The 14573-nt window shown below is 62.9% G+C and carries 12 protein-coding genes; 2 read left to right on the top strand and 10 right to left on the bottom strand.

Annotation, left to right across the window (positions count from 1 at the left end):
- Positions 1-40: 40 nt before the first annotated feature.
- Complete coding sequence (locus ACIPUD_RS13115) at positions 41-1129, bottom strand: TRAP transporter substrate-binding protein (protein WP_018453275.1); 1089 nt, start codon at positions 1127-1129, stop codon at positions 41-43.
- Positions 1130-1417: 288 nt separating this feature from the next.
- Between ACIPUD_RS13115 and ACIPUD_RS13120 the strand changes: the two genes are divergently transcribed.
- On the top strand, positions 1418-2503 hold the full coding sequence (locus ACIPUD_RS13120; protein WP_018453276.1) for an NAD-dependent epimerase/dehydratase family protein: 1086 nt from the start codon (positions 1418-1420) through the stop codon (positions 2501-2503).
- A gap of 100 nt (positions 2504-2603) precedes the next feature.
- Here ACIPUD_RS13120 and ACIPUD_RS13125 read toward each other — a convergent pair whose 3' ends face one another.
- The 7 genes from ACIPUD_RS13125 to ACIPUD_RS13155 all read right to left on the bottom strand — a co-directional run bounded on the left by ACIPUD_RS13125 (position 2604) and on the right by ACIPUD_RS13155 (position 10979).
- Entirely contained in the window at positions 2604-2945 is a 342-nt protein-coding gene (locus ACIPUD_RS13125) for a DUF6984 family protein (RefSeq protein ID WP_026232500.1), read from the bottom strand.
- A 54-nt stretch (positions 2946-2999) separates the two neighbouring features.
- Positions 3000-6071 carry an ATP-binding protein gene (locus tag ACIPUD_RS13130; RefSeq protein ID WP_446480793.1) on the bottom strand — a complete coding sequence of 1024 codons (3072 nt, stop codon included), beginning with the start codon at positions 6069-6071 and terminating at the stop codon, positions 3000-3002.
- Positions 6072-6113: 42 nt separating this feature from the next.
- Positions 6114-7427, bottom strand: a complete 1314-nt coding sequence (locus ACIPUD_RS13135) for an NAD(P)H-dependent oxidoreductase (protein WP_446480794.1) — start codon at positions 7425-7427, stop codon at positions 6114-6116.
- A 166-nt stretch (positions 7428-7593) separates the two neighbouring features.
- The gene (locus tag ACIPUD_RS13140) at positions 7594-8394 is read right to left on the bottom strand and encodes a phytanoyl-CoA dioxygenase family protein (RefSeq protein ID WP_446480795.1); all 801 of its coding nucleotides are present in this window, start codon (positions 8392-8394) and stop codon (positions 7594-7596) included.
- Between the two features lie 84 nt (positions 8395-8478).
- Positions 8479-9156 carry a GntR family transcriptional regulator gene (locus ACIPUD_RS13145; protein ID WP_446480796.1) on the bottom strand — a complete coding sequence of 226 codons (678 nt, stop codon included), beginning with the start codon at positions 9154-9156 and terminating at the stop codon, positions 8479-8481.
- 189 nt (positions 9157-9345) lie between these two features.
- A complete protein-coding gene (locus ACIPUD_RS13150) occupies positions 9346-10158 on the bottom strand; it encodes an alpha/beta fold hydrolase (RefSeq protein WP_446480797.1) in 813 nt (270 codons plus the stop codon).
- A gap of 2 nt (positions 10159-10160) precedes the next feature.
- The gene (locus ACIPUD_RS13155) at positions 10161-10979 is read right to left on the bottom strand and encodes an alpha/beta fold hydrolase (RefSeq protein ID WP_204512457.1); all 819 of its coding nucleotides are present in this window, start codon (positions 10977-10979) and stop codon (positions 10161-10163) included.
- Positions 10980-11118: 139 nt separating this feature from the next.
- On the opposite strand from ACIPUD_RS13155, the gene ACIPUD_RS13160 reads away from it, so the two are divergent.
- Positions 11119-11661, top strand: a complete 543-nt coding sequence (locus ACIPUD_RS13160; RefSeq protein WP_018453282.1) for a methylated-DNA--[protein]-cysteine S-methyltransferase — start codon at positions 11119-11121, stop codon at positions 11659-11661.
- A gap of 17 nt (positions 11662-11678) precedes the next feature.
- Here ACIPUD_RS13160 and ACIPUD_RS13165 read toward each other — a convergent pair whose 3' ends face one another.
- On the bottom strand, positions 11679-13223 hold the full coding sequence (locus ACIPUD_RS13165) for an acyl-CoA synthetase (protein ID WP_026232503.1): 1545 nt from the start codon (positions 13221-13223) through the stop codon (positions 11679-11681).
- A gap of 120 nt (positions 13224-13343) precedes the next feature.
- Positions 13344-14516: an acetyl-CoA C-acetyltransferase gene (locus ACIPUD_RS13170; protein ID WP_018453284.1), complete on the bottom strand. Its 1173-nt coding sequence runs from the start codon at positions 14514-14516 to the stop codon at positions 13344-13346.
- Between the last annotated feature and the right edge of the window lie 57 nt (positions 14517-14573).

Genomic DNA, 14573 nt, shown 5'->3' on the forward strand with positions numbered 1-14573 from the left:
GGGCTTTCGTCGTTTCTGACCCCACGCGTCGTTCAGCGCCTCACGTCCGTGTCCGCATCCGCATCATGAAGCTGTCGAAGCTCAGCTCGGCCACCTGCATCCAGGCCAGCGATTCGCTGCGGAAAGCCGTCAGGCTCGCATACATCTTGCCGAAATGCGGATTGGTTTTGGCGAGATCGGCGTAGATCTCGTTGGCCGCGCCATAACAGCTCTCCAGCACTTCCTGCGGGAACGGCTTCAGGATCGCGCCGGCCACCAGCAGACGCTTCAGCGCCGGCGGATTGACGTAGTCGTATTTGCCGGTCACCCAGGTGAAGGTATCGCGCGACGCGGCATCGACCGCGGCCTGGTAGTGCTTCGGCAGCGTGTTCCATTTGTCCAGATTGATGATGTTGTGACCCTGGCCGGTGCCTTCCCACCAACCCGGATAGTAATAGTACTTCGCGACCTTCACGAAGCCGAGCTTCTCGTCGTCATAGGGCCCGACCCATTCGGCGGCATCGAGCGTGCCCTTCTCCAGCGCCGGATAGATGTCGCCCGCCGCGATCTGCTGCGGTACGCCGCCGACCTTGGCGATGATCGTGCCGGCAAAGCCGCCGACCCGGAATTTCAGCCCTTTGAGATCGTCGATCGACTTGATCTCCTTCCGGAACCAGCCACCCATCTGCGCGCCGGTGGATCCGGTCGGAATGCCGATGGCGTTGTATTCCTTCAGCAGGTTGTTGATCAGGTCCTGGCCGCCGCCCCACTGCAGCCATGAAATATGCTGGCGCGTGTTCAAGCCGAACGGCAGCGACGTGCCGAACGTGAAGGCGGGGTTCTTGCCCCAGTAATAATACAGCGCGGTGTTGCCCATCTCCACCGTTCCGTTGGCGACGGCGTCGAGCACCTGCAGGCCCGGCACGATCTCGCCGGCGGCGAATGGCTGGATCTGGAAACGATTGTCGGTGATCTCGGCAACGCGCTTGGCGAAATACTCGCAGCCGCCGTAGAGCGTATCCAGCGCCTTCGGCCAGCTCGCGGCGTATCGCCATTTGATCTCGGGCATCGACTGCGCGATCGCCGGCGCAGCGACGGCACTGGCGGCGAGGCCCAATCCGCCTGCCGTCAGGAATTTACGACGTTCCATGCGCTTCCCTCCGTTAAGTCGATGCTTCGACCAGGGACCGATCTTGGTGTCGTCTTGTCTTCGTCGACGCTCGACGTTGTCTGTTGAGACGTTGTGGCGTTTCCGAACGGCCCTTGCGGGCACTCGAAGATGGAATTCCGATCGTTGCGGTTCCGCGGCGAGGATGACCGGGCGCTTCGCCGGAATCAAGTCTCATGGGCGCCTCGCAGGTGCGAACGCCGGCTTGACGCAAGTCGGGCCTGCAAGCGATCTGCTATTCGGTCATTCAAAAACTCGGGAGGCTCGCGCATGACGGGCAAGAAAATCGTGGTCGCCGGAGCGAGCGGTCTCGTCGGCAATGCCGCGTTGCGACACTTCGGCGTCTCGGGCGGGTGCGATGTCATTGCCCTGTCCCGGCGGAAGCCGCGCGACCTCTACGGTGCCCGTCATGTACCGATCGACCTGACCAGCGCAGCGGATTGCGGGCGTGCCGCCTCGGAACTGAGCGGCGCAACGCATCTGATCTACGCCGCGCTCTACGAGGCGCCGCAGCTCGTCGACGGCTGGCGCGACCCGCAGCAAATCAAGACCAACGATTTGATGCTGCGCAATTTGATGGGTGCGCTCGAGCCTGTGGCGCCCGGCCTCAGGCACGTCGCCCTGCTGCAGGGCACCAAGGCCTATGGTGTCCACGTTCGCCCCTTGACCGTGCCGGCCCGCGAAGGCCGCTCCGAAATGTACGAGCAGCCCAACTTCTACTGGGCGCAGGAAAACTTCTTGCGCGACCTCCAAACCGGCAAGGCTTGGCATTGGAGCATCCTGCGGCCGGTGCTGATCGTCGGTCTCGCCATGGGCGGCGCCATGGACCTGATCCCGCCGCTCGGCGTCTATGCCGCGATGCTGCGCGAGCAGGGCAGGCCGCTCGACTACCCCGGCGGCGCTCCGCGGGTGGGGCAGGCCGTCGACGTCGATCTTCTCGCCCGCGCCATCGCCTGGTCGGGCGAGGCCGAGGCCGCGCGCAACGAGGCCTTCAATGTGACCAATGGCGACGTCTTTACCTGGGAGAACATCTGGCCTGCGGTCGCCGATGCACTGGAGATGAAGCCGGGCAGGCCGGTCCCGCTGTCGCTCGCGAGGGAATTCCCGAGCTGGGTCGCTCCCTGGGATGCGCTGCGGCGCAAGCACGACCTAGCATCGCCTGCGCTGGCCGAATTCGTCGGCCTCTCGTTCCAATACGCCGATTACAGCCTGCGCTATGGCCACACCGAATCCGGTCCGCCCTCGATCGTCTCGACCGTGAAGATCAACCGCGCCGGCTTCACCGAGATGATGGATACGGAAGACATGTTCCGGAAGTGGTTCAGGCAGGCAAAGCAAGAGCGACTGCTTCCCTGACCGAGAGCCAAAGCGGATATGTCCGGGATCGTTGCCCAGGTCAGACTGTGACCCGGAGCGGTCCGCTGGCCGAGCCGGTTCGAACGGCTTCACATCTGGCTTATCTGAGCGTGTGTCGCAACCACCGTGAGGGACGGACATCACCTAGGACGGCGATCCTCTGTAGCGGCGAAAAGTCGACTTTCCACAGATCAAGTTCAAACAACTCGTCGCGCTGGCCGAGGTTCAGCGCGACCGACACCAGCACTCCATCGGCATCGTCGAATTCGCATTCGCCAATACATCGGCCGAAACGCCGATCTGCCGCGCCGACAAAGAGAAGGCTACCCATCCCACCGTCGTTCATTTCCTCGACGAGCCCAAAATGGTCCTGCAAGGGCGAATGCTGACCTAGAATAAAGGCAACCAGATCACGCTCTGCAGGGGTGAGTGGGCGTGGCATCTTCTTTCTCGTAGCGGCTGGCTCTATCACGCTGCGAATCCTTATTGATCCAAGCTAGGTTGGCTCGTTCAACAATGTCAGCAGAGAACGAGCTTTGACTAAATCGGCAGTGGCAAGTCCCTCGGAGAAACGAACGTAAAGGGGCGCTAGCAGCTCCCGTGCCTCACCGATACGCGACTGCTTCTGCATCAGGGATGCCAGAGTTGTCGCCGTCCTGAGCTCCCAGGATATTGCGCCTTGGCGGCGTGACCACTCGAGAGAGTGATTGAGGTGCGCTTCGGCCGACACGAGCGCCTCCGCGCCACCTTGATTGAGCGCCAGGATACCCTTGATGCGCAGCAGTTCAGCGACGAACCAGCGGTCCTCGTTCCTTTCCGATTGAGCCAGCGCCCTTTCGATCGTTGTATTGGCTCCGCGGTGATCGCCGATATCAGACTCACCGAGTGCGAGATTGCCCAGAAGGAATAAATAGCGGCTTTGAAAGCCGGTCGGGGGGAAGCCATTCAAGCCTTCGCGAAGCAGGGCAAGGCCCGCAGCGGTGTGGCCACCCTTCATCTCCAGAATACCCGCATAACAGCGGCCCCATACTCCCATTGCTCTGAACGTCGCTTCTCGATGAAGCATAGTTGAGATGAGCGCTTCCGCAGCATCAAAATTGCCGATCTCAAGCGCTAGAGGGCAAGCGCCGAAGGCAATCGCATAGAGAAGAGAAAAATCGTGTCCAAGTGCCGTCGCATGATCGAAGGCGTGTTTGCCGACCGCGGCTGCCTGGTCCGGAAAACCCAACAACCAAAGCGTTTGGCTGTAGTACGTTCGGGCAGCCACATGTTGATCAAACTGATATCGCAGGGCGTGCATTTGCCCTGGCGGCGCGACGTAGCCTGCCAGCATTTTTTCCAGATGTCGCCGGGCGCCGGCTTGGTCCCCTAGAATGTGCCGCGTCACTCCCAAAATCCGCTCTCCGACGAAACGATCAGCGACATCGATAGCGCCATCAGGCAGGTTGACGAATTTTTCGGCGATCTGCAGTGCACCGGGGAAATCGCCTCTTAGGTATCGCCCTATCCAGAGACCCCATAAGCTCCTCAGCCGATATTCGTTGTCGTCCAGTTCTTCAGCCAATCGGGATACACGCAACCACGCATCGTCGATGATCGCAGCGTCCCCGGTCGATTCCATATGCGCAACCGCCAAAGTGAAGAAGAGGCGGAGCTCCCGGCGCGCGTCACGACCCAGCTTTTCGTCGATTTGGAAAACCGCTTGCTCTGTCCGCTCCCGACATTCGTCTATGAGCATATGATGAATCCAGACCGGTGCGGCAGCGGCCGTGAGGTCGAGCGCTAGCAGCGAATCACCAGACTTGCCATGCGCCCAGTCGAGGGCAACGCGGATCTCATCGATCGGCCGACCATTAGTGGCAACCGATGCTTCGGTCAGATTGTTGCTTCCTGCCCCTTTCAGGGACCGAACGAGCTTGGAGGCAGACGCATTTTCGCTCTTCCGGAAACCGGACAGCTCGACCCCAATCCGCTCGAATAAAGTTAAATGATAGACAGCATGACGGCGAGCAACGAGGTTTGCATCATCGCTTCTGGCCAACTTTTCCTGCACATACCCGCGGGTGGTATCCAGCAATCGGTATAGCGGGATGGCGAGACGAGCGTTCGCTGTCAGAAGTGACTTGGCGGCAAGACTGGCAACGGACTCGATCACCTGCGAATCGTCCAAATCATCTCCGGCCGCGATCGCGAAGGCAGCCTCGATCGTAAACGGCCCAACGAAAACAGATAGTCGGCGCAGGATAATCTGCTCAAGCTCCGGCAAAAGATCGTAGCTCCAGTCGAGCGTTGCAGCCAGAGTCTGGTGTCGCGGCAACGCCGTTCGCCGGCCTCGCCAGAGCTCGAACTTGTGGTCGAGGAGCCGCAAAACGTCATGGACTCCGTAAGCGTCCACACGACCAGCTGCGAGTTCGATTGCGAGGGGGATTCCGTCGAGCTTTCGGCAGATCTCGGCCACGACCGGTGCATCGACGTCGTTGAGTATGAACTGAGGCTGACTTGCTGTAACGCGTTCGACAAAAAGCTGTACTGCAGCGTATGCCATCGCCTCTCGTGCATTGGGACCCTCAGGCGGAAACTCGAGGGGAGCTATCCAATGAACGTGCTCGCCTCTGACCCGCAAGGTTTCACGGCTTGTTGCCAAGATGTAAACTTGCGGCGTTTCCTCGAAGATGGTTTCTGCCAGCGCAGAAGCCGCCTCAATCACACGCTCGCAGCTATCGAGCACCAGCAAAACTCGGATGTCTCGCAGTGCGGCCAGAAGGCCGGGGATAGGATCGCGATCGTCAACGGCAAGTCCGAGCGCCGAGCCGATCGTACCAGCCACGAGATGCGGATCAGAAAGTGAGCCCAGGTCAATAAGGTGAACCAGATCGGCAAACTCTGTAGTGAGTTGGTGGCCGACAGATATTGCCAGAGTTGTTTTTCCGATCCCGCCCGGACCGACAATGGACACGAATCGTTCGGCCATAAGATGCGAGGAGATCGCTTGCACGGCGTCGTCCCTTCCAATCATCCTGCCAAGGCGATTCGGAAATGTTGAGCGTCGACCCGATTTTGCGATTTCAGCAACAGGCTTGAGCGTTCGTGAGACAGGCGCCACGAAGCTATACCCTTGTCCTGGCACGGTCGTGACATACGTCGCTCCGGCCTCTCCATCGCCGAGCACCTTGCGCAAGCCCGCCATATGAAATCTAAGGCTACCCTCGTCGACGGTGACGCCGGCCCAAACCCGAGCTAGCAGAGTCTTCTTGCTGACAACTTCGCCAGCATGCTCGACAAGAACTGTAAGGATGTCCAAGCTACGGGCGCCCAACTGAAGTGGTACACCCGATTTTTCTAGACGTCTCCGCTCCGGGATTAATTCAAAGGGCCCAAAAGAAAAACTTTCTTTCGCGAGCCGATCTTCATTGACGACCGAGCCCACCATCATCATGCGTCCAACTGGTTGTGCCGCGCGAGCTACCTTGCCATGGTTGCCACTGAAATCAATGGACTGGTGAAGGCGGCGGAACTCAGCAGAGCATGTTCGCCCCTCTGTCGCGCACATGTGGCGGCCAGCGGACATCGCTCAGTCCGCACCAATAAATCTCGATTATGAGTACAGGGCCTACTCTGCGCTAATGAACGCCGCTTCCATGGCTTTCCGCGTCCTGATCGTCTCGTTGCCTGCGTCGAACTCGACGTCGCTCCAGCGCACGATCTCGCCATGGGCGACGTCGTGCTTCAGCCTCACGCGATGCGCCAGCCCGATCGGCAGCGCGCCGGCCTTGAGGCTCGCGGCTGCCGGCACCAGCTTGCCCCACACCGTGTAGCCGCCTTCGCCGTCCAGCATCTCGCCGGCGCGCAGATTGCGTTTCGCCACGGAGGCGACGTCGCCGCGGAAACCATGGGGCTGCCCGGTCGGCTCGCTCCGCAGGGCTGCCGACAACACCGAGATGTTCAGCTCGAGCCCGATCAAATGATAGGGCTTGTACATCGCCGCGTACCGTCCGCTGCCGTCGGTCTTGAGGCCGTATTGCCTGAAGCAGTCGGCGGCGTAGTCGTTCGGCGCCTCCAGCACGACGTAGACGCCCCAGCGCAGATCGCGAAATACCGGCCTTCCGTCGCGCTCGAGCGAGGAGACCACCTCCACGACGCCCGATCGCTCGAGCACGCCGCCCTTGCTGCGCGGCCGCATGATATGCGGGAGGTCGTCGACGCCACAGGGTGGAAACAGCAGGCCCTCCGCGGGCACGTTCAGTCCGCAGGCATTGGCGATTGCGGCCATCTCGATTGCCGATTTGGTGCCGTCGAGGAACGAGTTGAACATCTGCGGATTCATCCCGGCCGATTGTGCCTCGCCCGCGGTCAGCCCGTAATGCTGCCAGACGCTTTCAGGCGTCACGTCGTGATAGGCCGGCAGATATTTCGTGCCCTTGCCGGCGGCAACCACGTGAAAACCGGTGGCGCGGGCCCAATCCACCATCTCCGCGGTCAGCGCCGGCTGGTCGCCATAGGCCAGCGAATAGATCACGCCCGCCTTGCGGGCTTCCTCGGCGAGCAGCGGACCGGCCAGCACGTCGGCCTCGACATTGACCATCACGATATGCTTGCCGGCCGCGATCGCCGCGCGGGCGTGTTTGATGCCGACGGCGGGATTGCCGGTCGCCTCCACCACCACGTCCATCGCGCCGCCGGCGATGGCGCGCGCGCCGTCATCGGTGAAGACGGTGGCGGCGATCCGCTCGGCGCTCCAGCCCACGGTGCGGCAAGCCTCGCGCGCGCGGTCGCGATCGATATCGACGATGATGGGCACCTCAAGCCCCGGCGTGTGCGGCACCTGCGCCAGGAACATCGAGCCGAATTTTCCTGCGCCGATCAGCGCCACGCGGACGGGCTTGCCGGCGGCAGCGCGGGCCTGGAGGAGGCGGAAGAGGTTCATGGGGATGTTCCCGGTGATACAGAAATTCGTGAGACGCGTGTCTCAATCAGTTCGTCATGGCCGGGCCTGACCCGGCCATCGACGTCTTACTGCTGGAGATGGTGTCAAGACGTGGATGCCCGGGACAAGCCCGGGCATGACGCCTGAGATGTTTGCATGACTACGCTTACTCCGCCGCCTGCCGCGGCGCACGGGCGAGCCGCAGCAGCGCGTCGTCCTCCACCGTCTTGATCGGGGCGAAGTCGCGATGCGCGATGTATTCCGGCCGCGTCGGGGTTCGGATGTAGTTCGAAACCGCATTCAGCGTCAGGTACACGATCTTGCGCGGGTAGGGCGTGATGTTGCCGGCCGAGCCATGCACGAGATTGCCGTGGAACATCAGCATGCCGCCGGGCTTGCCGGTCGGCGCCACGATGCCGCCCTGCTTGACGAGCCGCGTCACAGTCTCCTCGTCCAGCGTCCACAGCGGATAGGAGGTCGTCGCGAGGTCGTGCGAGGCCTTGAGGTCGCCGGCGTTCTGGCTCTGTGGCACGAGCATCAGGGGACCGTTAATCGGCATCACCTCGTCGAGGAAGATCGCGATGTTCATCGCGCGCGGCTCCGGCATGCCGTCGTCGCGCTTCCAGGTGCCGTAATCCTGGTGCCATTGCCAGACGTCGCCGGTGAAGGCGGATTTTGCGTTGATCTTGAACTGGTGCATGTAGACCTGCTCGCCGAACAATTGCTCGACCGGGTCGATCATGCGCGGATGGGCACCCAGAATGCGGAACGCCTCGTTGTAGAGATGCGCGGCAAAGGCGGTACGTGGCGCGCCGCTCTTCTCGCGCCAGACTTCCGGCCGGTTCGCGTCATAGATGGCGACCGCCTCGCGCGCGAGGAGATCGACCTCCTCCTGGCTGAACAATTCGGGCAGGAACAGCCAGCCCTCGCGGTGGAAGAACTCCAATTGCTCCTGGGACAGTTTCATGGGACGTCCTCCTGTTTAATTTTTGTTATCGCTCGTCATGGCCGGGCTTGACCCGGCCATCCACGTCTTTGGCGGTGGTGGCTGCTACGCCGCCGCCTCTTCCGTCGCCCTCAATCTCTCCTCGGTCATCCGTCCAGCCGTCTGCGCATGCGCAAGCGCCGCACGTTCGGCCGCCTTCGCATCGCCCGTGAGAATGTGTCCGGCGATGTCGGCATGCTCGGCCCAGGCGCTACTGCGATAATCGAGCTCGGACAGCACCGTCGCCATCGAGCGGCGCATATGCGGCCATTGCGGCGTAATCGTCTCCTCGATCACGGGATTGCCGGCGAGCCGATAGATCGCGCGATGAAAGGCGACGTCGAGCGCGATCAGCTCGGCGAGCGTGGTCTTGCCGTCGATGCCACGTCCGGCGGCGAGCGCCGCCTCCAGCCGCGCGCGTCCCGCCGCATCGCTTGCGGCGCGTTCGCCGGCAAGCCGTGCCGCCAGCGCATCGATCGCGCCGCGCACCTCGTAGAGCTGGCGAATGCGTGCGGGATCGAGCTGGGTGACTTCAAAGCCGCGCCGGCCGCTCTCGGCGACCAGCCCCTGCCGATGCAACAGATGCAGCGCATGCGACACCGGCTGGCGCGACACGCCGAGCCTGTCGGCGAGCTCGTTCTGCCGGATGCGCTGACCGGGCTGCAGCGTGCGGTCGGAGATCGCCTCCAGGATCCGCGCATAGACCTGGTCGATCAAGTTCGGAAGCGGGTCGAGAGGGATCACGCCGGCAGCTCCGACCATGAGAGGGAATACGGAATTCCGTATTCGAAGATACGGCGAGAAGGGGAAGGGCGTCAAGCGTGGACCAATAGAGCGTCCAACCTCGTTTTTGCGCTTCGCCAAGCCATTGATATTGCTGGGCTCGGCTACTGTGCATGGGGTTGTTTTCAAGGAAAAGAGATGTGAGGCCGCCTACTCCGCCAGGAACGCGTTCACGGCCTCGCCGAACTGCAGCGGTGCCTGCTCGAAAATCCAGTGTCCGGCATTGGGGATCACGGCCGTCTTGGCCCCGGTGATGTGCTCGGCCAGCACACGCCACATCACCGACAGGCTCCCCGTCGTCGCCCCGCCGCCGATCAGGAGCGTCGGGGTCGTGATCGCCTGCGCGTCCGCGAGCGTGTAGGGCCTGCGCTGCTCGTTGATCTGGCCGAGGAAGGTGATCGGGTTATCGCGCAATTGCTGCTTCGCCGCCGCCGGCACGCGCCGCCACGAGCCGTCGCCTTCGATGCCTTCGTAGAAGTTCTGCAGCGCGCCCTCGATGTCGCCGGCGCGGATCATCTCGACCGAGCGCGCCGTGCGCGCCGCCAGCGGCGGGTGCGCGGGCGTGCCTGCGGGCACCGGCAGGCTCGCATCGAGATCGCCGCCGGGTTCTGCAAGCACCAGCTTTCGCAACAGATCGGGCCGCGACTGCGCCACACGAAAGGCGATGTGGCCGCCGCGCGAATGGCCCATCAGATCGACCGGCGCGGGTTCGACCTGCTCGATGAAAGCGATCACGTCAGCGACGTGCTGGGCCATCTTGTAATCGTCGCCGACGGCATCCCAATGTTCGGGAAAGAAATGCCGCAGGCTGACCGAGATCACGCGATGCGATTTCGACAGCGGACCGAGCACGGAGTACCAGGTGCGGAAATCGCCGAGCGTGCCGTGCACGCAGACCAGCGGCGGCCCCTCGCCCACTTCGAGATAGGCCATGTCGTAACCATTGACGCGAAGTGTCTGCATGATCAGCCCGCCAGAAAATCCAGCACCAGTTCGGAGAATTTCTGCGGCGCCTGCTCGAACATCGGGTGCGTTGCGTTTGGGATGACCGCCGTCCTGGAATACGGCACATGCGCCGCGAGCGCATGCAGCACTTTCGGCAGCAGGCCCTTGGTCCGCGCGCCCAGGATGAACAGCGTCGGCATCCTGATGGACTCCGCGTCGGCCTTCGAGAACGGCGGGCGGTTGTCGCGGACCTGGCCGATCAGCGTGAAGGCGTTGTCACGCAGATTCTGCTTCACCAGGGCCGGCAGCCGCGGCCAGGTGCCGGGCCCTTCCAGCGTGTCGACGAAGACTGCAAGGCCGCCGTCGATGTCGCCGGCCGCGATCTTCTCGGCCGACGCCGTGAACCGCGCCAGCAACGGCGAGGGGCCGCCGGCATAGTCTGGATCGAGGCTCGCGTCGAGCTCCCCGCCGGGCTCGGCCAGCACCAGCCGCCGGAGCAGCTCCGGCCGCCGCTGCGCCACGCGGAAGCAGATGTGCCCGCCGCGGGAATGGCCCATCAGATCAACCGGGCCGAGGTCGAGTTCCTCGATGAAGGCGATGACGTCGTCGACATGCTGGGCGATCGAATAGGTGTCGCCGACGCCATCCCATTGCGCCGGGAAGAAGTGCCGCAGGCTGACGCAGATCAGCCGGTGCCGCTGCGATAGCGGCCCGATCACGCAGCCCCAGACACGGAAGTCGTTGAGCGAGCCATGAACGCAGACCAGCGGCGGCCGGCCTCGGTCTTCGCCCACGTCGAGATAGGGCATGTCGTATCCGTTGACGTGGAGGCTTTGCATTCTGGGCTCGCAAACAGGGAAGGCGGAACTCCTGTGCAAGATTCCCGGAAACCGGGTGGATCGCAACTATTTCCAAGCCTAGATTTGAGCTCAGTTCACATTGGGGCATGCGAGGGGAACGCAAGCCAAGGACCAAGTTATGACCGACCAGCATTTTGCCCTGTTCGACAGCAAGATCGGCCTTTGCGCCATTGCCTGGGGTCCGCGCGGCATCAACGGCACGCAACTGCCGATGGGCGGTGAGCAGAAGATCCGCACCCGCATCAGCCAGCGCCATGCCGATGCCAGCGAAGCCGCGCCGACCGCCGAAGTACAGCAGGCGATCGACCGCATCACAAAACTGCTCGCGGGCGAGCCGGATGACCTCACCGACATCCCGCTCGATCTCGATGGCGTGCCCGACTTCAACCGCGGGGTCTACGCGATCGCCCGCACCATTCCGCCGGGCAAGACCGTCACCTATGGCGACATCGCCAAGCAACTCGGCGGTGTCGAGCTGTCGCGCGACGTGGGCCAGGCGCTCGGCCGCAACCCGTGCCCGATCGTCGTGCCCTGCCATCGCGTGCTGGCGGCCGGCAACAAGCCCGGCGGCTTCTCCGCGAATGGCGGCGTGGTGACGAAGCTGAAGATGCTGGAGATCGAAGGCGCGCTGGTGAACCACACGCCGAGCTTGTTTGATTGAGGCGATGACGCCGCTGGCTAGATCTTCGCCGCCGCCATCGGCCAATATTTGTCGCGCAAATGCCGCTTCACCAGCTTCCCAGTGGGCGTGCGCGGCAGCTCGGCTTCGAAATCGATCGAGCGCGGGCATTTGATCGTCGAGAGGCGGCTCCTGCAATAGGCGATCAGGTCGGCCTCGAGCTCCTTGCCGGCGCGCTTGGGATCGTGCGGCTGCACCACCGCCTTGACCTCTTCGCCCATCTCCTCGTTCGGCACACCGAACACGGCGACGTCGGCGACCTCGGGGTGGGTGATGAGCACGTCCTCGGTCTCCTGCGGGTAAATGTTCACGCCGCCCGAGATGATCATGTAGGACTTGCGGTCGGTGAGAAAGAGAAAGCCATCCCTGTCGAGATAGCCGACGTCGCCGAGCGTCGACCAGCCTTTTGCGTTATAGGCCTTCTTCGTCTTCTCGGGATCGTTGTGATAGGCGAAAACCGGCGCATCGGCGAAATAGACCGTGCCGATCTCGCCCGTCGGCAGCTCCTCGTCGTTCTCGTCCAGAATCTTGATCTTGCCGACCACGGCGCGGCCGACGCTGCCGCGGTGCTCCAGCCATTCTTTCGAGTTGCAGACGGTGACGCCGTTGCCTTCGGAGCCCGCGTAATATTCGATCAGGATCGGCCCCCACCATTCGATCATCTTGGCCTTGACCTCGACCGGGCAGGGGGCGGCGGCGTGGATCGCGCCCTTCAGTGTCGAGACTTCGTAGCGGTTACGGACCTCGTTCGGCAGCTTCAGCATGCGCACGAACATGGTCGGCACCAGCTGCGCCTGGGTCACCTTGTACTTTTCGACCAGTTTCAGGAAATCTTCGGCGTCAAAGTGCTCCATGATGATGGAGGTGCCGCCGAGCAGGACCGCCATCATGTTGAAGCGCAAGGGAGCGGCGTGATAGAGCGGTGCCGGTGAGAGATAAATAGTCTCGGCGTTCATGCCGCACATGCTGGCGCAGAGCACGCGCAGAAACGCGTTCGGCTCGTCGATCGGCTTGCCCTCGAAAGCCTTCTTGATACCCTTGGGCCGGCCCGTGGTGCCCGACGAATACAGCATGTCATAGCCGGCAACCTCGTCGGCAATCGGGGTTGTCGGCTGTGCGGCGGCTTCCTTGTCGTAGGAGCGGAAGCCGGCTTGCGGCTCGTCCATCATGTAGAAGACCGGCTCGCCGGGCGCACCCTTGATCAGCGTCTTGATCTGGTCGGCACATTTCGGTGTCGTGATCACGACCTTGGCGCCGCAATCGGCGATGATGTAGTCGATCTCGTCCTGCTTTAAATAGCGGCTGATCGCGGTGTAATAGAGCCCGCTGCGTTGCGCAGCCCAGCAGATCTCCATAAAGGCGAGGCGGTTCTCCATCAGCAGCGCGATGTGGTCGCCGGCCTTCAGCCCGAGCGAGCGGAACAGGTGCGCGCCCTGATTCGAGAGCTCGTCGAGCTCGCGATAGGTAATCGCCTTGCCGGTCCCGGCCATTTGATAGGCGATCTTGTCGGGTGTGGCGCGGGCGTGGATGGAGGGGTGTGTCATGTCTCTGTTTACGCGGCTGGGAGTAACGTTCCCCGGATATCCGGGGTCCATTGTGAGGCATGGGTCCCGGCTCTGCGCCGCAGCGTTTCACGCTGCAGCGCGTCCGGGACACGAGAGGGCTTACAGCCGCTCCACGATCGTCACATTCGCCATGCCGCCGCCTTCGCACATGGTCTGCAGGCCATAGCGTTTGCCGCGCTGATGCAAGGCATGCACCAGCGTCGTCATCAGCTTGGTGCCGGAGCCGCCGAGCGGATGGCCGAGCGCGATGGCGCCGCCATTGACATTGAGACGTTCCGAATCGGCGCCGGTGGTCTTCAGCCACGCGGTCGGCACCGAGGCAAAGGCCTCGTTGACCTCGAACAGGTCGATGTCGTCGATCGCCATGCCGGCCTTCTCCAGCGCGCGCTTGGTGGCGTGCAGCGGTGCGTCGAGCATGATCACGGGATCGCCACCCATCATGGTCATGTGGTGGACGCGCGCCAGCGGCTTCACGCCGAGCTGCTTCAGGCCACGCTCGTTCACCACCATCACGCCGGAAGCGCCGTCGCAGATCTGGCTGGCGCTGGCCGCGGAGAGCTTGCCATTCTCGGCGATCAGCTTGACGCCCTTGATGCCGTCGAGTGTGGCGTCGAAGCGGATGCCCTCGTCGATGTGGTGGGTGTCCTTGGAGCCGTCGGCGCGGGTGATCTCAAGCGGCACGATCTCCGTCTTGAAACGGCCGGCCTGCGTCGCCGCGATCGCGCGCTGATGACTGTTGTAGGAGTACTCGTCGAGCTCATCCTTGGAGAGGCCGTACTTCTCGGCCATCATCTCGGCGCCGGTGAACTGGCTGAACACGATGTTGGGATAACGCTGCTCGATACCCGGGCTCTTGTAATTGCCAAAGCCGTTCTTGGCGGGAAGCTGCGACGACAGGCCCATCGGCACGCGCGTCATCGATTCCACGCCGGCGGCGATCACCACGTCCATCGCGCCCGACATAACGGCCTGCGCAGCAAAATGCAGCGCCTGCTGCGACGAGCCGCATTGGCGGTCGATCGAGGTGCCCGGCACGCTCTCCGGCAGTTTCGAGGCCATGATGGCGTTGCGCGCCACGTTGTTGGACTGCTCGCCGACCTGCATGACGCAGCCCATGATCACATCCTCGACCAGCGCGGGATCGACCTTGGTGCGGTCGACCAACTCGTCCAGCACCTTCGCGGCGAGATCGGCCGGATGCCATCCGGCGAGGCGGCCCCCCTTGCGCCCACCGGCGGTACGCGCAGCGGCGACGATATAAGCCTCGGCCATGTCGGTTTCTCCCTGGATTATTTTGAACGGTTGGTTGTCGGGGCGGGATTTAAGGGG

The organism is Bradyrhizobium sp. CAR08 (assembly GCF_052871955.1).